General features: G+C 63.7%; 13 protein-coding genes, 1 tRNA gene and 1 pseudogene. 7 read left to right on the forward strand and 8 right to left on the reverse strand.

Annotated elements, in window-relative coordinates:
• Positions 1 to 25 precede the first annotated feature (25 nt).
• The 3 genes from CDQ92_RS04565 to CDQ92_RS04575 form a co-directional block, all read right to left on the reverse strand.
• Positions 26 to 421, reverse strand: coding sequence for a DUF2497 domain-containing protein (locus tag CDQ92_RS04565; RefSeq protein WP_373289572.1), 396 nt, complete (start codon positions 419 to 421; stop codon positions 26 to 28).
• Positions 422 to 525: 104 nt separating this feature from the next.
• Complete coding sequence (locus tag CDQ92_RS04570; protein ID WP_088440576.1) at positions 526 to 2,007, reverse strand: TolC family outer membrane protein; 1,482 nt, start codon at positions 2,005 to 2,007, stop codon at positions 526 to 528.
• A gap of 36 nt (positions 2,008 to 2,043) precedes the next feature.
• Entirely contained in the window at positions 2,044 to 2,706 is a 663-nt protein-coding gene (locus CDQ92_RS04575; RefSeq protein WP_088440156.1) for a protein-L-isoaspartate O-methyltransferase family protein, read from the reverse strand.
• Positions 2,707 to 2,955: 249 nt separating this feature from the next.
• Here CDQ92_RS04575 and CDQ92_RS04580 point away from each other — a divergent pair.
• A tRNA-Cys gene (locus tag CDQ92_RS04580) sits at positions 2,956 to 3,029 on the forward strand.
• Positions 3,030 to 3,166: 137 nt separating this feature from the next.
• Here CDQ92_RS04580 and CDQ92_RS21795 read toward each other — a convergent pair.
• From CDQ92_RS21795 to CDQ92_RS04595, 3 genes are read right to left on the reverse strand one after another with little or no spacing between them, the layout of a single operon-like run.
• Positions 3,167 to 3,517 carry an excalibur calcium-binding domain-containing protein gene (locus tag CDQ92_RS21795; RefSeq protein WP_308423571.1) on the reverse strand — a complete coding sequence of 117 codons (351 nt, stop codon included), beginning with the start codon at positions 3,515 to 3,517 and terminating at the stop codon, positions 3,167 to 3,169.
• Positions 3,518 to 3,562: 45 nt separating this feature from the next.
• Positions 3,563 to 4,888: a sigma-54-dependent transcriptional regulator gene (locus CDQ92_RS04590; RefSeq protein WP_088440158.1), complete on the reverse strand. Its 1,326-nt coding sequence runs from the start codon at positions 4,886 to 4,888 to the stop codon at positions 3,563 to 3,565.
• Positions 4,885 to 6,561 carry a sensor histidine kinase gene (locus tag CDQ92_RS04595; RefSeq protein ID WP_158213762.1) on the reverse strand — a complete coding sequence of 559 codons (1,677 nt, stop codon included), beginning with the start codon at positions 6,559 to 6,561 and terminating at the stop codon, positions 4,885 to 4,887. Before CDQ92_RS04595 ends, CDQ92_RS04590 begins: the two co-directional genes overlap by 4 nt.
• Before the next feature lie 210 nt (positions 6,562 to 6,771).
• Between CDQ92_RS04595 and CDQ92_RS04600 the strand changes: the two genes are divergently transcribed.
• From CDQ92_RS04600 to CDQ92_RS04620, 5 genes and pseudogenes are all read left to right on the forward strand, one after another.
• Positions 6,772 to 8,157 carry a dicarboxylate/amino acid:cation symporter gene (locus tag CDQ92_RS04600; RefSeq protein WP_088440160.1) on the forward strand — a complete coding sequence of 462 codons (1,386 nt, stop codon included), beginning with the start codon at positions 6,772 to 6,774 and terminating at the stop codon, positions 8,155 to 8,157.
• 53 nt (positions 8,158 to 8,210) lie between these two features.
• A complete protein-coding gene (locus CDQ92_RS04605; protein WP_229666997.1) occupies positions 8,211 to 9,113 on the forward strand; it encodes an alpha/beta hydrolase in 903 nt (300 codons plus the stop codon).
• 17 nt (positions 9,114 to 9,130) lie between these two features.
• Positions 9,131 to 12,202: a TonB-dependent receptor domain-containing protein gene (locus tag CDQ92_RS04610; RefSeq protein WP_088440577.1), complete on the forward strand. Its 3,072-nt coding sequence runs from the start codon at positions 9,131 to 9,133 to the stop codon at positions 12,200 to 12,202.
• A gap of 126 nt (positions 12,203 to 12,328) precedes the next feature.
• Positions 12,329 to 12,514, forward strand: a pseudogene (locus CDQ92_RS04615) (integrase core domain-containing protein); the annotation flags it as partial.
• 296 nt (positions 12,515 to 12,810) lie between these two features.
• Positions 12,811 to 13,938: a DmpA family aminopeptidase gene (locus tag CDQ92_RS04620; protein WP_088440162.1), complete on the forward strand. Its 1,128-nt coding sequence runs from the start codon at positions 12,811 to 12,813 to the stop codon at positions 13,936 to 13,938.
• 41 nt (positions 13,939 to 13,979) lie between these two features.
• On the opposite strand, the gene CDQ92_RS04625 is transcribed toward CDQ92_RS04620, so the two are convergent.
• Together CDQ92_RS04625 and CDQ92_RS04630 are read right to left on the reverse strand one after the other, a co-directional pair.
• Entirely contained in the window at positions 13,980 to 15,533 is a 1,554-nt protein-coding gene (locus tag CDQ92_RS04625; protein ID WP_088440163.1) for an N-acyl-D-amino-acid deacylase family protein, read from the reverse strand.
• Positions 15,534 to 15,759: 226 nt separating this feature from the next.
• A complete protein-coding gene (locus CDQ92_RS04630; protein ID WP_088440578.1) occupies positions 15,760 to 16,383 on the reverse strand; it encodes a helix-turn-helix domain-containing protein in 624 nt (207 codons plus the stop codon).
• A 141-nt stretch (positions 16,384 to 16,524) separates the two neighbouring features.
• On the opposite strand from CDQ92_RS04630, the gene CDQ92_RS04635 reads away from it, so the two are divergent.
• Positions 16,525 to 18,504 carry a serine hydrolase domain-containing protein gene (locus tag CDQ92_RS04635; RefSeq protein WP_088440164.1) on the forward strand — a complete coding sequence of 660 codons (1,980 nt, stop codon included), beginning with the start codon at positions 16,525 to 16,527 and terminating at the stop codon, positions 18,502 to 18,504.
• The last annotated feature ends 8 nt before the right edge of the window (positions 18,505 to 18,512 follow it).

Below are 18,512 nucleotides of genomic sequence, written 5' to 3' on the forward strand. Positions count from 1 at the left end.
CTTCGCCACCGGGAGGATTATGAGATCAAATCCGCCGCCCGGTAATCCGGCCGATTTCCTTCGCTACCATCGCTTCGACCAGCGACGGCAAATTGCTGTCGAGCCAGTCTTTCAGCATCGGGCGCAGCGCGTCGAGCACGACGTCCTCCATCGTGCGGCCCGCAGCGGCAGGCGCCGCAACCGTCGCGGCGGCAACTGCGGGTGCGATCGCGGCGGTTAACGCCTCGAGTGATTGGCGCGCCGCATCGGCGCTGGCTTCGGAAACCAGTTCGTCAGCCGCGGGCGCAGCTTCGGCGCCGTCATCTTCTTCGTCGTGCAGATCGAGAATATCTTCGGCGACCGCGGGCGTGATTTCGCGCGCCGCACCGGGGGCTTCATCGCGTGCGATCACGCGCCTGATCGACGACAATATATCTTCCATCGATGGTTCCCGCGACATATCGCCCATAACCAACCCCCTAAACCACCGCGATTACCGGATGGTTAACTATGCTCTTACCGATTTGGGGCGAGTTTTGCCAAGCTTTATTGTCGCGGCAGTGCGGGCGGTCCAACCGGAACGCTGGCGGTTGCCGCCGGGACGGCGCGGGTGTCGGTCGCCTGCTGCTGCGGCGCTGGGTCGTCGGCCCAGTCGAAGATCTGGCCTTGGACGCGCTGGTAATTGACCTCAGGGTCATAAAGCGCGCCGCCCTCGATCCCCAGATCGCGCGCTTCGGCCTTGCCCATCGCGGCGAGCACCGAGAAGGCGGCGACATAGCTGTTACGCTGCGCCGACACCAGCTGGACCTGGGTGTTCAGATATTCCTGTTCGGCATTCAAAATGTCGAGGATCGAACGCGTGCCGACGCTGTTTTCGGCGCGCACGCCCTCCAGCGACAGGCCGTTGGCGCTCACGGCCTGCTGCGTCGCGGCGATGATCTGCTCGTTTGCGCGCCAGGCGGCATAGGCGCCGCGGGTCTGGGCGATGACGCTGCGTTCAACCTCGACGTAATTTTCGATCGCCTGGCTGGTACGCGACTGCGCCTGGCGCACCTGCGCCGACGGACGTCCGCCCTGAAAGATCGGGATCGTCAGCGACAGCCCGGCCGCTGCGCTTTTCGTGGTATTTTCGGACGTCGGATCGTTCACCGAATTCAGGTTGTTGTTGTACCCGCCGCTGGTCGTCGCTGAGAGTTTGGGTAGCCGGGTCGCGCGCGCGACGCCGATGTCGGCGCGGCTGGCATTAACCGCCTGATTCGCCGCTTCGATGTCGGGATTGCTGGTCAGCGCGATCGCGACGGCTTCGTCGGGGGAGGCTGGCAGGTTCGGCAACTGCGGCGGCTGCTCAAGGTCAACCGGTGCTTCGCCGACCAGCCGGACATAGGATTCCCGGCTGGCAATCAGGTTCGCTTCGGCGGTCCGAAGATCACCCTCGGCCAGCGCGAGCCGCGCCTCCGATTGCGCAACGTCGGTGCGGGTCAGGTCGCCGATTTCGAAGCGGTCGCTTGTCGCCTGCAAATTGGTGCGCAGCACCGCTACATTCTTCTGGTTCAGCTGTACGATCGCCTGATCGCGGATGACGTCCATATAGGCGCCGACGGTCTGGGCAAAAATGCTCGCCTCGGTGGCGCGCAGGTCGGCCTGACCCGCCTCCACGCGAAATTTGGCGGCCTTGACCGCATTACGCACCGCGCCGCCCTGATAGATCGGCACCGACAGCTGCCCGCCGACACTGACAAAGCGCTTGGGCGAGAAAAAACTGTTGCCGGGCAGCACCAGATTTTCCTGATAGTCGACGCCGACGCCAACATTGGGCAGGCCGCCCGATTTCTGGATCGGGACATTTTCGTCGTTGGCGCGCTGTCCGGCGCGCGCCGCGGTCAGCGTCGGATTGTTTTCATAGGCTTTTGCCAGCGCCTCCTGCAAAGTTTCGGCGTGCGCCGCCGACGACAGCGCCAAGGCGCCGACGGCGAGACCGGCGAGCCATCGGGCGCGGGGGAGAGGCCGTTTCTTATCGGTATCGAGCATCGTCATGTCAGCCTGAAACAAGGAGGGATGTGGCTTTTAGAATGTGAAGCCCGCCGGGGCGGCAAAACCGGGTAGCGGCGCGACGTCCATGTCAGCAAAGCTGCGCAGCGCGATGGTGCCGCCCGCCTTCACCCCCTGGACCAGCCGCGTCACCGCGCCGTCGGGGCGCGCTGTGACCAGGCGACCGCCGTCGGCCAGCTGTCCGACCAGCGTGTCGGGCAGTGTTTCGATCGCGCCTTCCACGATGATGCGGTCGAACGGGGCAGCGTTTGGCGCACCTGCGCTCAGTGTTCCGGCGACCCAATGGATATTCGCTTCGCTGGTCGCCGCCTGCGCGATCGCCATCAGCTCGGCCCGTTCCTCGACCGCATGGACCTCGGCGCCGAGCCGCGCCAGCACCGCGGCCGTATAGCCCGTCGCACTGCCGATCAGCAGCACCCGCTGGCCGGGGCGGATCGCGGCGGCGACGAGCATGCGGCCGGTGACCAGCGGCGCGTTGAGTGCGCGCCCGTGGCCCAGCGCAATCGCGCGGTCGGTATAGGCAACACTCGCCAGATGGGCGGGCACATGCGCTTCGCGCGGCGCCGCCGCCATCGCGCCGACCACCGCCGCGTCGATGACGTCGTTGGTGCGCAACTGGCTGTCGATCATGGCAGCGCGCATGTCCGCCGCGGTGATTTCGCTAAACTTCGTCGCCATCAGCCTTTTCCGATTCCCTGGGGCCATGAACCTGTGCGGGCAGCTCTAGCCCAACCAATGCTGTATTGCAATAGTAATACAGCCTCTGTCCGCATAGACGCGCATAGCTCGCAACACGAGTGCCGCCAACCCCGCATCATGGGGTGCGCGGGTGTGCGGGCGAATCCTTGACAAGGCAGCGAAACCCCCTCACTAGCGGCGCCGTCCAACACCCGGCCCATCCCTCTGGGATGCGGTTACTTGGCATGAGGCCCGATGGCGGAGTGGTGACGCAGCGGATTGCAAATCCGTGCACGCCGGTTCGATTCCGGCTCGGGCCTCCACCGAGTTTTACCTTTAAAATCAAAACTTAGCTCTTGGGAATTGCTCCCCGCATTCCCGCGGGTTACGGCGATACAGTCGGCCCGATTCCAACCTAAGAGACTGGATTTCCAACTAAAATTGGTCCCATATCAGGGGCTTAAAGGGCGGAGTATCTGCCGCTGCAATGCATGTGGGGATTTGATTTTATGATAATCGCTCCGGCCGGCGGCCAACGGTAACGCTCACAAGCGATGCCATCGCCCTCGCCATCGCCGTCCATGCCTTCTCGATTGCTGGGCTCGCCGCGATGGATTGGAGCGGTGCCTGCGGCCCGAGCATCGTTGCATCCCGACCAATGGTCGCCCTCCCGCGGCGCGCGCTCCCCCACGGCGCCGGTCGCCACTGCAACCTGCTTTGCAGTCGATACAGCGGCGGCTCGCTGTTCGGGGCTTGCGAATGCCCAACCTCCGACGGCGGCAGCGCTGATCAGTCCCAACCCGACAAGCACGCTACCCGACGCCGACGCCTCGATCGTCGCCGGGCCGCCGATCGTTCACGACCGAAAGTTGCGCGCCTGAAGCCCGTATTTGGCAAGCTTATCGTACAAGGTTTTGCGAGGAATATTCAGATTTCGCTGAATTTCGGCGACGCTTCCGCCAGTACGTCGCATCGCATCTTCGAGAAGCGTTCGCTCGAAGTTTGCGACCAGAGCATGAAGACTTGCTCCCTCCGCACCCTGCGTAGCGGGTTGCGCCAGGCGCGTAAGTCCGAGCACGAAATTCTGCGCAAATGTTCGCAATTCGCGCAGATTGCCGGGCCAGTCGTGGCTGACGAGATGGTGCCACTCGACCTCGGTGAGATCAGCAGCTGATCGTTCGAGACTGCGTTCGAATTCTGCCACGAACATGCGGAAGAGTTCTGGTATGTCGTCACGCCTCTCGAAGAGCCGAGGCAATGTGACGGTTATGCCGCTCAGCCGGTCTTCCAGCCCGCGATCGCGAGCCGGAACGTCATCGTCTTCCGCACGGCGTGTTGTCGTGGTCCCGATTATCCGGATATCGACATTCCGGGGGCGGTCGGCACCAAGGGCGATGAAATTCCGGTGATCCACAAGACTAATCAGACGCGGCCGGTCGCGTGCGGGAATATTTTCCACGGCTTCGATGACCAGCGTCCCGCCACTTGCCCGCTCGATTATCCCCGATCGCGACAGCGCAACTGACGGATCGCGGCCATAGACCAGGACATTGGCTTCCTCGTTGGCGAATACGCCCGGATCGAGGACGACGAACGGACGATTCCGGCGCGGGCTGAGATCATGCACCAGGCGTGCGACATGGCTCTTGCCGGTGCCCGGCGCACCGCTGACCAGCAGGTCGGCATCGGTCTGCGCCACTTCGCGCACGATCCGCTCAGTGCGGCTTGCGACGGCGGACGATCCCATCCAGCCCGCGCGTGTGCTGCCTTCGAGTTGCGAGCGCAGTCGGCGGTTCTCCAGCAACAGCTTGCGCCGGTCAGCTGCCTGGCGCACCGACCGGGCGAGCCGCTCGATCGCATAGGGTTTGGTGAAGAAGTCCGCCGCGCCTTCCTTCATGGAATTGACGGCCATCGACACGTCGCCGTGCGCGGTGGTGAAGATCACCGGGATATCGGGGTCGATTTGGCGAATCCGGGCAAAGAACTCGATCCCGTCGAGGACAGGCAGGCGAACATCGCTGACCACCACGCCATCAAAGTCGGAATTGATCTCGCGCAAGGCGGCCGTCGCGGCCGGAAACGCCGCCACGGCAAACCCCTCCAGCTGTAGTGCCTGGACCGTGCCCGCCCGCAGCCTGTCGTCATCCTCGACGAAGACGACCGATATGCTACCCTCGATCATTTTGTCCGGGGAATGATCATGGTGAAACAGGTCTGCTTGGCGTCGGGTTCGAAAACGAGGTCACCGCCCAGATCGCGCATGATGTCGCGCGAAATGACCAGGCCGAGCCCGAGACCGTCCGGCTTTGTGGTGGCAAAGGGCTGAAATAGCTGGGCGACCTCGTGGGCGCCGATGCCGGGGCCGCTATCGCACAGGCGCACGCGGATATCGTTTTCGTTGCGGATCACCTCGATAGTAACCGCGCCAGCTTCGCCGACGGCGTCCAGTGCGTTCTGGAGCAGATTGACCAGCACCTGTTCCAGACGCACGTGCTCGGCGGCAACGGCTATATCGAGATCATCCGCCGACGGCATCTGCAGCGCCACATCCATCGACACGATCCGATCGCGGAGCAGAAGGAGTGCCCCATCGACGATCTCGCCGATTCTCACCAGGCGCCGGGGGCCGGGCTGGCGGCGGCTGAATCGCCTTAGCTCCCCCGTGATCAAGCCGAGCCGATCCGCCAGGCCGACAATCTCGCGGAAATTTGCCGACGCCTCTTCGGCGCGTCCGCGCGCAATGAGCTTCTCGCCATTCTCTGCAAACACCCGCATGGCCGCAACGGGTTGCCCGATCTCGTGGCCGACTCCTGCCGAGATCTGACCCAGCGTTGCGAGGCGGTTTGCCTGGGACAGTTGATCGCGCAGGGTGCGCGTGCGCTGGGCGACCATCTCCTCCTGCAAGGCCTGACGTCGCCGCCGCACGAAGAACAAGGCGAACGCGAGCGCGATCGTGCTGGCCAGTGCCAGCGCCACGGCCAGCCTACCGCTAGCGACCGCGGCTGCTGCGCGCGGCCCCGGGTCGACCAGCAAGTGCAATATCCATCCATCGGGCGAGATCGGCTGCAAGGTGTCGAACAGCGGCGCTTCGACGGTCGCACGCTCACCCGCGCCTCGAACCCGCATGATCGCCAGCGGCTCGAGTCTGGCCAAGCCGAAGCGTTGTTCGTCCTGCACGGCGCCGCGCGCGCGGGCGACGCCTTCTCCGGTCAGCCGGAACCGCCACCCTGCGTCGGTTGCCAAAAGCACGACACCGGTCCCGTCGGTGACATAAACGCCGTCAGTTGTCTTGCGCCAGCTTGCCTCGAGCGCGTCGAACTCGATCTTGACGGCGACGACGCCTTGCGGGCTGGCCGCCGAACCTGCCCTGTGCGCGATATACAGCCCCGGCCTGCGGCTGACTGTGCCAAGCGCAAACTCGGTCGAGGTTCCTGCGTTCAGGGCTTGCCGGAAATAGCGGCGGAAGGCGTAGTTCGACCCCACAAAACTGGCAGGCTGTTTCCAGTTGCTCGCCGCAAGGGTGAGGCCGTTCTTGTCCATGACATAGATGGCCGCGGCACCCGATTGGCGGGCGAGGTTCTCCAACCGGGTATCCAGCTGCCTGGTCTGGCTGGTATCGCCCTCGAGCAGCTCGCGCACTTGCAGGTCTCCGGCCAGCGTGATCGGCAGCAGGCTGACCTTGTCGAGTTCGCTTCGGAGACCGGCGGCGAGGATCGCTGCATCGTCGCGCGCAACCTCCTTTTCCTGGGCAAGGGCGCGCGCGTACATCACGCGGTCGACGGACAGAACTAATCCGACCAGCAGGACGATGACGACCACCGCTGGCAGAATCAGGCGACGGCGATCACGAACCATAATGTCTGTCCAACCAGCCATCCAAGCATTGTGCGGTTTTCCGCATAATGTGCAACCTGAATGTGTGAAAAGCCGCACAAATCTGACCGGGAATTTGAATTAAAGCATTGAATATAAATCACAATTGAAAATAGACCTCCAACGTTTCACACGGTTCGATCGCGATTTATAGTGCCCGTAAGGCAAAGCTGCCGTGGGAGAGGATTGGCGATGGGATTGGCAGCGGCCACTGGCGATACGAGCGTGTCCGCTCGCAAATTGCCATTCTATCGGCATCTCTATGTCCAGGTGTTGAGCGCGATCGCGCTCGGGGCGCTGGTGGGACATCTTTATCCCGCTTTCGGCGCCTCGTTAAAGCCCCTCGGCGACGGCTTCATCGCGCTGGTCAAGATGATCATCGCCCCGGTGATTTTCCTGACCGTTGCGACCGGCATCGCCGGAATGAAGGACATGACGGCCGTCGGCAGTGTCGCCGGCAAGGCGTTCGTCTATTTCCTGTTCTTCTCCACCCTCGCACTCGTCATCGGGCTGGTCGTCGCCAACGTGGTGCAGCCGGGTGCGGGCCTGAACATCGATCCAGCCTCGCTCGATACTACGGCCGTTGCGGCATATGCGGAGACTGCCGAAAAACAGACCATTTCGGCCTTCCTGCTGGGCATGATTCCCACGACGCTGTTCAGCGCTTTGACCAGCGGATCGATTCTTCAGGTGCTGCTGGTCGCGATCTTGACCGGTGTCGCGATTGCCACGACGAGACCGCACAGCGACCTCGTGCTCGACGTGATGGGGTCCTTCAATCAGGTCATCTTCAAGCTCGTTCACATGCTGATGAGGTTCGCCCCGATCGGCGCATTCGGGGCGATAGCCTTCACCATCGGCGAATTCGGAATCGGGTCGCTGGCCAGCCTCGCTGCGCTGATCGCGACATTCTACCTCACCTCGCTGCTGTTCGTGCTCGTGGTGCTCGGTCTCGTGGCAAGGCTGGCAGGTTTCACCATCCTCGGCCTCATCAAATATCTGCGCGAGGAGCTGCTGCTCGTTCTCGGCACCTCCTCGTCCGAGGCCGCGCTGCCCAGCCTGATGGAGAAAATGGAGATTGCCGGCTGTCGCAAGACGGTGGTCGGACTGGTGGTGCCGACCGGTTATTCCTTCAATCTGGATGGCACCAACATCTACATGACGCTCGCCGCACTGTTCATTGCGCAGGCCGTGGGCATCGATCTGTCCTTGGGCGAGCAATTGACCCTGGTGCTGGTTGCGATGGTCAGCTCAAAGGGTGCGGCAGGCGTCACCGGGGCGGGCTTCGTCATCCTCGCTGCAACGCTGTCGGTCGTCCCCTCGGTTCCGGTGGCCGGCATGGCCCTGATCCTGGGCATCGACCGGTTCATGAGCGAGTGCCGCGCACTCACCAATTTTATCGGCAATGCGGTCGCCACGATCGTGGTCGCCAAGTGGGAGAACGCGCTCGACACCCAGCGCCTCGCCGCGGCGATGGCGGGCAGCCCGATGCCGCTTCCGGAAGCCGACATCGAACATCACGAACGCACCGGGCCCTATAGCGAAGGCGTGGCGGCGGCGATCGGAGAGACGCCATGATCGCCCGCCGCACACTGATCTCGGGCGCTGCTACCCTGCTCGCCGCATCGACCTTGCTGGGCAGCGCTGCGCTGAACGCGCAGGATTTCGAGGAAATCCCCCTGTGGCCGGGCAAGCCGCCGGGCAAGGGCGACGTCAGTGGACCGGAGCTGATCGGAAGCAAGGGAGCGGGCTTTGGCGCGGTGTCCAATGTTTCTAACCCGCGCTTGCGGGTCTATCGCCCCAACCACCCCAATGGCCGGGCGGTGCTGGTCATCGGCGGGGGCGGGTATTTTCGCATCCAGCTTTGGAAGGAAAGCACACCCGCGGCGCGATGGCTGCAGCGCAACGGCTACACCGTCTTCGAGCTCATCCACCGCCTGCCGGGCGATGGGTGGGAAGCTGCAGCCCCGTTCATGGATGCGCAGCGCGCGATGAAGATCGTTCGCCATCGTGCCGACGAGTTCGGCATCCGCCCCGACCGCATCGGTATCCTGGGATTTTCGGCCGGCGGGCATCTGGCTGGCTATACTGCGCTGAAGCCCGACCAGGCGTTCTACGCGGGGACCGACAAGTTCGAAACGGCGTCCGCGCGGCCAGACTTCGCCGTGCTGCTTTTCCCGGTGGTCACGCTGCGCAAGCCATACGACACGACCCGCACCAGGCGCGAGATCGTCGGCCGCGAGCCGAGCCTCGCCGCACAGGAACTGTGGTCGCTCGACACGCACGCGTCGAAGAATGCGCCGCCGATGATCCTGTTTTCCTCGGCCGACGACCAGACGACGCCCCCCGGCCACAACATCGCGCTGTTCGAGGCGCTCAACCGGGTGGGCGCGAGTGTCGAGATGCACATCTTTTCAGCCGGGGGCCACGGATGGGGTCTCGGCACGCCTGACCAGACCCTGAGCCAATGGCCGACGCTGTTCACCGCCTGGCTCGATACGCAAATTACCCAGCCAATTACCCAAAAGAAATGATCGGGAGGATCACCAACATGCGCATCACCGCAACCATTGTCAGACTGGCGCTTCTGGGCGGCACGAGCCTGCTCGCTACCTCCATCGCCTCGGCTCAGGATCAGGCCGCGGCCGGGTCTCAGCCGGGTGCTGCGGACGTGACCGCTTCAGCCCCCGTTGCCGAACCAGAGATCGTCGTGACCGGAACGCAAATCCAGGGCGCGCAGATCAACGACGTTTTGCCCGTGACCGTGATCGACGAACAGTCGATCGAGAACAGCGGCGCATCGTCGGGCGACGAGATGTTCCGCGCCATCCCGCAGGCGGGGACCGTCGCCTTCAACGAGCAGAACGCGACGACCCAGAACAATGTGCGCGGCGATGTCGGCTCGATCAATCTGCGCGACCTGGGCACCGGCAACACGCTCTTGCTGATCAACGGCCGCCGCATGAACCTGCACCCCGGCTTCCAGACCGAACTGCTGGTGCCGGTCGTCTCTCCCGACACCAACGAGATCGCGCCCGGGAGCGTCAGGCGGATCGAGGTCCTGCGTGATGGCGCGTCGGCCCTTTATGGCGCCGATGCCGTGGCGGGCGTGGTCAATACGGTCCTCAGGGGTGGTATGAAAGGCGGCTTCATCGAAGGCGACTACCGTATGTCCGACGGGACGAGCCTGTACAGCTATACATTGACCGGCGGCTACGGGTTCGACTTTGGCGGCGGCCGCGGCAATCTTACCGTGTACGGCAGCTACTTCCACGAAAACGGCCTTCCCGTCACCGCGCGCGATTACGCGCGGGACGACAATCGCCTGCCATTGGTCGAGGGGACCGATTTCGAGGGCGATGCTTCGTTCAACAACCGCAATACATTTGGCCCGTTCGGTCAGTTCGATATCCAGGCGCCTTCCAACCGCACCCCGATCGCCGACGACGACTTCTACCTTCAGCCGAGCACGTTCGCCGGCTGCCGTCTCCAATTCGGCGGCGGCATCTGTGCCCGAAACGGCGAGACGCCGGTCGCTGCCGTTCGTTACAACACGATATTCGGCAACAGCCTGATCAGCAAAAAGGATCGCTACAATGCGATGGCGCTGCTCAGCTACGAACTGACCGACAATATCGAGGCTTATTTCGAGGGGAGCTATTATCGGTCGGAAAGTGTACGGAATTTCGATCCGTCGGCAATCCTCAGCGCGGTCCCCGTCGGTATCTCGCGCAACGCCTATTACAACCCGTTCGGCCCCATCACGCGAAACGGCCAGCCAAACCCCCAGCGTTTGCCGGGCACCACGATTGCGGCTGATGGCGCCGACCTGATCATGGAACGGTACCGCTTCGTCGATGTCGGCAACCGGATCATCGATGTCGAGAAAGAAAGCTACCGGCTCGTCGCAGGATTGCGCGGCAACTTCGGCGCGTGGGACTTCGACTCGGGCTTCGTCTATTCAGAAGCCGACACGGTCGACCTTGAACGCAACCGGGTTTCGCTCACGGCCATGCAGCGTCAGATCAACCTGACCACGCCCGATGCATATAATCCGTTCAACGGCGGCTGTCTCGACGATCCGGGCCTCGGCGATTGCACGCCCAACCCGGCCGCCTCGATCGAGCCGTTCCGGATCGACGTGTTCCGCAAGGGCGGCACGAGCCTGGCGCTCGCCGACTTCAAGATCAGCCGCGATGACCTGTTCACCCTTCCGGGCGGTAATGTCGGCATTGCCGCCGGCGTGGAGTGGCGGCGTGAGACCTTCTACGACGACCGCGATCCGCGGATCGACGGGACCATCACCTTCACCGACAGCGTTACCGGCGTGTTTAACGGCAGCGACGTCGCTGGCACCAGCGAATCTCCAGATTCGGACGGCGTCCGCAACGTCTATTCGGCATTCACCGAGCTGTTCGTTCCCCTGGTCAGCCCGGAGATGGACATTCCGCTGGTCGAGGCGTTCAATGTCCAGCTTGCGGGCCGGATCGAGCGCTTCGCCGACATCAGCGCAACCGCCAAGGTGCCGCGGATCGCGGCATCGTGGACGACCATCCCGGGCGTCACGTTCCGCGGCGCCTGGTCGCAGGGTTTCCGCGCACCCAACCTGGTGCAGGTGAACGACGACGGCACCACGCGGTCGAACACCCGGGACGACTTCGTGGTCTGCCAGGCACAGGTCGAGAAGGGCATCATCGCCAGCCTCGCCGCCTGCCCCGGCGCGGGCGTGATCAGCTTCCGCTCGGGCGCACGCAACCTGCGGCCGGAAGACAGCGAAAGCATCAATCTTGGCATCGTGCTGGAGCCGGGGTTCCTGCCCGGCCTGACGGTCACGGCAGACTATTGGCGGGTCAAGCAGACCGGCCTCGTCGGCACGTTCGGCGATGACAACGCCATCGCGCTCGACCTGCTGCGCCGCCTGGCCGGAAGCACCAACCCCAACGTCATCCGCCAGGCGCCGACAGCCGACGATATTGCCCTGTTCGCGGGAACCGGCCTGGCCCCGGCGGGCCGGATCGAACGCGTAATCGACCCCTACGTGAACCTCGACAGTCGCGTTTCGAAAGGGTGGGATTTCGGGCTTGTCTATCGCGTACCCGACTTCGGAGCCGGGGACTTTCGGATCCGGCTGAACGCCGCACGGCTCGACAGCTTCGTCCAGAGCGCCGGTTCCGATGGACAGGAAATCGTCGATGCGATCGCGGCAGGAACGCTGCCGCTCGACGTTACCGTCGGCGGGCTTGGCGAACTCCTTGAGGTGGACGGCCGGCCCAAATGGCGCGCCAGCGGTTCGATCAACTGGGAAAAGGGACCGGTCTCGGTCGGCCTGTTCGGCAGCTATGTCGGCAAGTTCTACGACACCAGCGTGGTTCGCGACATCCTGATCGTATCGGACGATCCCAACGCCAACTTCTTCCCCGTCGATGACGTCTTCACGATGAACGTGTCGGTTGCCTATACGATCAATAACGACACCGCGCTCGACGGAACCCGTCTGCGGTTCGCGATCAACAACCTGTTCGACACCGACCCGCCGCTCGCCGACGAGACCTATGGCTTCTACAGCGACCTGCACAGTGCGCGCGGCCGCCAGTTCGCCATTGAAATCAGGAAGAAGTTCTGACCCTGTGAGATTGCACCGGGTCCCGGCTGTCGTTTGGGGGCGCGCTCCTTGCCCTCGGGGCGTGCGCGCAGGTACCGCCCCTCGACCCCGGGACCGGTGCAGCTTTGTCCAGCTGCTCCAGCGCATGAGATCTTCTACTCGCTCCCCGAGGCCCGGATCCTGATCGAAGCCTGGCGGCGGCATTCCAACACCGTTCGGCCGCACAGCTCGCTGGGACGTCGGCCACCGGCGCCGGACGCCGTTCCCTCGCCAGTTTTGTCCTCGGGTTCCGCCCCTGCGGCCAACACGGGCAGGGGGGCTTCAATGCACTAGCAATCCACCGGGACCACTCGGTAGGGGCCGGTCAACCGAGCTTAACGAACTGATGACCGTATCGCGGCGCCCACGCGTTGCGCCCCTCGCGACGGGCGACGAGATTGCAAACTCCGGTCGCGCAACTCGCGAAGCGGGGCGGGGTCAACCAGAGGACCGTGATCAAATGGCGAGGTAGGCAGTCGGTCGAGGGCATGCCCACAAGGCATAGTCTTCGCCGACAAGACATTGGACGGGCATTTTGATTTTACGCTAATGGTTACGCGCTCGGGCATGAGCGCGGCACGGGGGAAACGATGATATTGAGCAAGGCGATTGCCGCACTAGGCCTGCTGGCGGCGGCATCCGCCACACCCCCGGCCGAGCGCGCCCGCGAAGCCGGCGTGGTTATCGGCGTCCTTCCTCCCGGCCCGCTCAATGCCATCACCGATGTTGACGGGGTCGAAATTGGCCACGTCACGATCGACGAAGGCAAAAACGTCCATACCGGCGTCACCGCAATCCTGCCGCACGGCGGCAACGTCTTTCGCTCGCGCGTTCCCGCCGGTTTTGTCGCCTTTAATGCGTTCGGGAAGTTTGCCGGTTCGACGCAGGTCGTCGAACTCGGTGAGATCGAGACGCCTATCCTGCTGACCAACACGCTCAACGTCCCCGAAGCCGCGGCTGGCGCGGTCGAATGGACGCTGACCCAGCCGGGCAATGAGACGGTCCGATCGGTCAACGCCGTCGTCGGCGAAACGAACGACGGTGTCCTCAACGACATCCGTCGCCGCCGCGTCACCGTCGCCGATGCCCGGCGCGCGATCGAAGTGGCGAAAGGCGGCGCGGTCGAGGAAGGCTCGGTCGGCGCGGGTACCGGAACGGTGGCCTTCGGTTTTAAAGGCGGGATCGGCACGGCATCGCGCAGGCTGCCCAGTTCGCAGGGAGGATGGACCCTGGGGGTGCTGGTCCAGAGCAACTACGGCGGCGTCCTCAACATTGCCGGGGTGCCGGTCGGTATCAAACTGGGCCGCCACGCCTTCGCCGAGCGCGGCGATCGTGACACCGCGGATGGCTCGGTCGTCGTGGTGATCGCCACCGACGCGCCGCTGTCCGATCGCAACCTGCGCCGCATTGCCGAGCGGGCGTTCATCGGCATCGGCCGGACCGGATCGTCCTTTTCCAACGGATCGGGCGACTATGCGATTGCTTTTTCGACCAGCCCCGCGGTGCGCCGCGAAGAGGGCAGCGTGGCGATGGTGCAAATCGCCGATCTGCGCAACGAGGCGGTGTCGCTACTGTTTCAGGCGGTTGCCGAAGCAACCGAGGAAGCGGTCGTCAACTCGCTGTTCGCCGGAAAGACCGTCGAGGGGCATCGCGGCACCATCGAGCGGTTGCCGGTCGAAACGATATTGCCCTGGCTGGTTGCTGGCGAAAAAAAATAACGGCCCAGCCGACCTGACAGTTACAATTCTCCCGAATCTGGTCAGGACACCTTGGCCGCGCGCAGCAGGCGACCGGGAGCGCCCACACGCTCACCGCCTTCAAAGGCTACCCGTCCGTTCACCATGACCATGTCAAATCCTTGTGCCTGGGCAAAGGGGTCGAGGTAGGTCGAGCGCGCTTTCACGCGGTCGGGAGCGAACAGGATGAGGTCCGCCTTCATGCCCGGTCTCACCGTTCCGCGATCGGGGAGGCGCAGGATTTGCGCCGGGAGCGCAGTCGCCTTGCGGACGGCCTGCTCGATCGGGAGCCGACCGCCGTTCACGACATATTGTTCGATCAGTTTAGCATAGGTTCCGGTGGCCCGCGGGTGGCGCATCCCCGGACCCCCGTCGGTCGAGATCGCAACATCGGCATCGAGTACGAGCATATCTTGCAGCGCGTCGTCCATGGTGAAATGCGCGCCCGAGGCGCCGCCCGGACCGATCTTGATCAGGAAATCGGCATAGTGGAGCCCTGCTTCGTCCGCGGCTTGGGCCAATGTTTTTCCGGCATAAGGCGCGGTGCCGATCAGGAGCGCCGCTGGCCCGCCGCGCCGGTTCATGCGCGCGATCAGATGATCGCGCAGTTCCTGCCGTCGGCCTGCGACGATGGCGCCGTAGTTGCTGGGCGGCAAAGCCCATTCGGGGAAGAGCAGCGCAATCCCGGTATAGCCAGCGCTGTACGGATAAGCGTCCGCGGTCAGATCGATACCGGCACGGCGTTTGGCGGCAATATAGTCGAGCAGCTGGCGGGCGCGGGCTTCGCCTTTGCCAAACACTATTTTCAGGTGCGAGATGTGGGGCCGACCGGGGCGCGCAGACGCAATCAGTTCCTCGATCGAGGCCTCGATCTCGTCGTCATTTTCGGACCGCATGTGGCTCATGACCACGCCGTCGTGGCGAGCGACGGTTTGGGCGAGGCTGGCGAGTTCGGCGCTTTCGGCATAAATGCCCGGAACATATTCCAGCCCGTAAGAGATCCCGAAGGCGCCAGCGGTCAGCTCCCAGTCAAGCTGCGCCGCCATCCGGGCGAGCGCGGCATCGTCAGGCTGGCGCACCGCGTCCGGGATGCCAGCGGCGCGGCGCAGCGTGCCGTGGCTTGCGAGCGCGGCGACATTCAGCGGCAGCGCGGCGCGATCGGCGGCCGAGAGCCACGTTCGCAGATCCCGATCGTCCCCGATGCGGGGGCCACTGCCGTCTACCCCCAGCAAAATGGTGGTCACCCCCATGGCGAGGAAGGCATCATAGGATTGTTCCAGCGGATCGCCATGCGTGTGGGTATCGATAAATCCGGGCGCAAGGACGCGCCCTTCTCCCGGTACAAGGCGCGCGCCATCGGGGACCGACCCGCCCGGCGGCAAAATGGCAGCAACATGTTCACCGACAACGGTGACGTCGGCGCGGCAAGGCAGACTCCCGGTCCCATCGACCAACAGGACATCGCGAAAATAGGTTGGTGCGTCGGCCTGGGCAGCGGCCAGCATCGGCAGGGTTGCCAGCGTGGTAAAGGCAACAGCGCCGCCAGCGAGCTGGCGACGCGTCAAGTCACGCGGCATACAAACCTCTCTTGTCCATAACGGCGGAACGATGCCCAAATGGACAAGTGAATGCAATTGGACGTGGGTCCAAATTCCTGCAGAGAATGTCGAAAAGGCACGAGCGGATCCAAGCCTGTCACCGGTGTCGACCTTGGCGCACGGTTGACCTTTTTGTGGGGTCCGGTGCGGTCGCCAGGCTGGCCCGGATGGCTAGAGCCGAACGGTCGGACGTGGTGGAAAGACGTCAACCGTGCAGGCTCATCAGCGAATCCATCAGTCCGTCGTCGGCGCTCGAACAGACTCCCAGCACGAGCGCTTCTTCGAACCCCTCGGCGACCACATAGGCGTGGCCCATCGACGAATCGAGATAGATGCCCTGACCGGTCTTCAGCGCTACGGGGTCGTAAAATTCGGTGTGAATCTCGATCTCGCCTTCCAGCACGTAGATGAATTCCTCGCCCTGATGGCGGACGAGCTCGCCGAACTCGCTCGCGCTGTGGGCGCGGATCCGGGTGATGATCGGGATCATCCGTTTCTGGCGCAGGTCTGTACATAGATAGTGATAGTCGTAGTTGTCGGTGGTGACGCGCACCGCCTGGTCGATCGTCCCGACGCTGCGGCGGCCGGTGACACGCGGCGCGCTGTCGCTCTCATCTTCGGCGAAGAGGTCCGCCATGCGGATGCTGAGTCGCTGGCTGAGCTGCTGCAGCTTGTCATAACTCAGCGTCAGCCGGTCATGCTCGACCTTGGACAAGGTCGAAACCGGGATGCCCGATTTCGCGCTCATCTCCTTGAGCGTCCAGCCGTTTCGCGAGCGAATGCTCTTCATCACGGTGCCGAGTGTGGGCGGGGCTGCGCGAGCCGCCATCAATTTTTCCATTCCATGTTTGACAATTTTCTAATCAGGATCATTATGTCCCTATTGGGTTAACGATTGTTGACCCTTGGTAAGGCGTCGCGCGGCTTGCTGCAAGGTCAGACAGGGCGGGCCAGACAAAAGGGGAAAGTGATGCGTTTCATCCGCAAGGCGATGATCGGACTGGCGGCGCTCGCCGCGCTGCCACTCGCGGCGCAGGGGCCGCTGCCCGCGCCGACGGCGAAGGAAGTGGAAACTGCTGCGGCGACCGCACCCGCGGCGCCGACTAGCCCGGTGACGCTCGACGCCGCCGACCTTGAGGCGTGGATGGACGGCTATCTGCCCTACGCGCTCGAGCGCGCGCGCATCCCCGGTGCGGTTGTTGTGGTCGTGCGCGGCAATGAGGTCGTGCTGCAAAAGGGCTATGGCTTTGCCGATGTTGCCAAGCGTGCGCCGGTGCTGCCCGAAACGACGATGTTCCGACCCGGTTCGGTGTCGAAACTGCTGACCTGGACCGCGGTGATGCAGCAGGTCGAGGCGGGCAAGATCGATCTCGACAAGGATGTGAACGCCTATCTCGATTTCAAGATTCCGGCCTATCAGGGCAAGCCGGTCACGATGCGTAACATCATGACGCATACTGCGGGGTTCGAGGAATCGGTGCGTCACCTGATCAGCAGCGACCCCAAGGCGGTGTTGACGTTGAAGCAGCAGATGCCGATGGCGTTGCCGCAGCGTGTTTTTGTGCCGGGGACGACCCCCGCTTACTCCAATTACGCCACCGCGCTCGCGGGCTATATCGTCGAGCGCGTCAGCGGCGAGCCGTTCGACAATTATATTGAAAATCATATTTTTACACCGCTTGGTATGACGCATTCGACCTTCCGCCAGCCGCTGCCTGCACGCCTCGCGCCGCATATGGCCAAGGGCTATCCCGACGTGACGCAAAAGGCGAAACCGTTCGAGATCGTCATCCCGGGACCGGCGGGAAGCCTGTCGGCGAGTGGCGCCGACATGGGTAAATTCATGATCGCGCATCTGAACGAGGGGGCCGGGCTTTTGAAGCCCGAGACCGCAAAACAGATGCACGATTTCAAGGCGCCCGGCGTTGGCCCGCTCAACAGCATGGCGCTTGGTTTCTACGAACAATGGGTCAACGGTCGGCGCGCGATCGCGCATGGCGGCGATACCGTCTGGTTCCACTCCTATCTGTGGCTGTTCCCCGAGGATGACATCGGCGTTTATGTGTCGATGAACAGCGCCGGGACGCAGGGCGATGCGGGGGCGGTGCGTAGTGCGCTGTTCCATAAATTTGCCGATCGTTACCTCCCCGGCGAAGACAAGACAGGAACCGTAGACGCCAAGACCGCCGCTCAACATGCGCAGATGATGGTCGGCAATTATGTCAGCAGCCGGGGGTCGTTCACCAACTTCATGAGCCTGCTCGGGCTGTTGGGGCAGGCGACCATCTCGCTGACCGAAGACGGCAAGATCAGCTTCCCGGCGCTCGACGGCTTGGGTGCCGGGGCGCGCGACTGGGTCGAAGTCGAGCCGTTCGTGTGGCGCGACCGCGGCACGGGCGAGCGCCTCGCGGCCGAGGTCAAGGACGGCCGCGTCGTGCGCTTCAGCGTCGATGCCGGTTCGCCGTTCATGGTGTTCGAACCCGCGCCTGCCAGCGTCAATGCGGCATGGCTTAATCCGGCGCTGATTGCGGCGCTCGGCATCGTTCTGCTCGCCGCGCTGGCGTGGCCGGTACGCGCGCTGGTACGGCGCAGCTTCAAGGCCGATTTCGCGCTCGAAGGTAAATCGCGCCGCGTCTATCGGCTTTCGCGGATGTTCGCCTGGCTGGTGCTGGCGGCGCTGGCGGGCTGGCTCGGCCTGATCGCCGCTTTCTCGGCCGATATAGGTAGCTTGGGCGGCCCGCTCGACTGGCTGATCCATCTGTTGCGTGTCCTGACCCCGGTGGCGTCCTTCGGCTTGCTGGCGACGGCGGGCTGGCACTTGTGGCTGACGATCAAGGACAAGCGCCGCTGGACGATGAAGCTCGGCGCGGTGCTGCTGGTGCTCGCGGCGCTGGTGCTGGTGTGGGTGACACTCGCCTTCAACCTCTATGGCTTTGGAATGGTTTATTGATGGCGGCG

The organism is Sphingopyxis bauzanensis (genome assembly GCF_002205675.1).
GTDB lineage: Bacteria > Pseudomonadota > Alphaproteobacteria > Sphingomonadales > Sphingomonadaceae > Sphingopyxis > Sphingopyxis bauzanensis.

Excerpts from the sequence above, each read along its gene's own strand:
- CDQ92_RS04590 (WP_088440158.1), bottom strand. The coding sequence starts at position 4,888 with ATGATCGAGGGTAGCATATCGGTCGTCTTCGTCGAGGATGACGACAGG.
- CDQ92_RS04570 (WP_088440576.1), bottom strand. The coding sequence starts at position 2,007 with ATGCTCGATACCGATAAGAAACGGCCTCTCCCCCGCGCCCGATGGCTC.
- CDQ92_RS04630 (WP_088440578.1), bottom strand. The coding sequence starts at position 16,383 with ATGGCGGCTCGCGCAGCCCCGCCCACACTCGGCACCGTGATGAAGAGC.
- CDQ92_RS04575 (WP_088440156.1), bottom strand. The coding sequence starts at position 2,706 with ATGGCGACGAAGTTTAGCGAAATCACCGCGGCGGACATGCGCGCTGCC.
- CDQ92_RS04600 (WP_088440160.1), top strand. The coding sequence starts at position 6,772 with ATGGGATTGGCAGCGGCCACTGGCGATACGAGCGTGTCCGCTCGCAAA.
- CDQ92_RS04595 (WP_158213762.1), bottom strand. The coding sequence starts at position 6,561 with ATGGTTCGTGATCGCCGTCGCCTGATTCTGCCAGCGGTGGTCGTCATC.
- CDQ92_RS04565 (WP_373289572.1), bottom strand. The coding sequence starts at position 421 with ATGGAAGATATATTGTCGTCGATCAGGCGCGTGATCGCACGCGATGAA.
- CDQ92_RS04635 (WP_088440164.1), top strand. The coding sequence starts at position 16,525 with ATGCGTTTCATCCGCAAGGCGATGATCGGACTGGCGGCGCTCGCCGCG.
- CDQ92_RS04625 (WP_088440163.1), bottom strand. The coding sequence starts at position 15,533 with ATGCCGCGTGACTTGACGCGTCGCCAGCTCGCTGGCGGCGCTGTTGCC.
- CDQ92_RS04620 (WP_088440162.1), top strand. The coding sequence starts at position 12,811 with ATGATATTGAGCAAGGCGATTGCCGCACTAGGCCTGCTGGCGGCGGCA.
- CDQ92_RS04610 (WP_088440577.1), top strand. The coding sequence starts at position 9,131 with ATGCGCATCACCGCAACCATTGTCAGACTGGCGCTTCTGGGCGGCACG.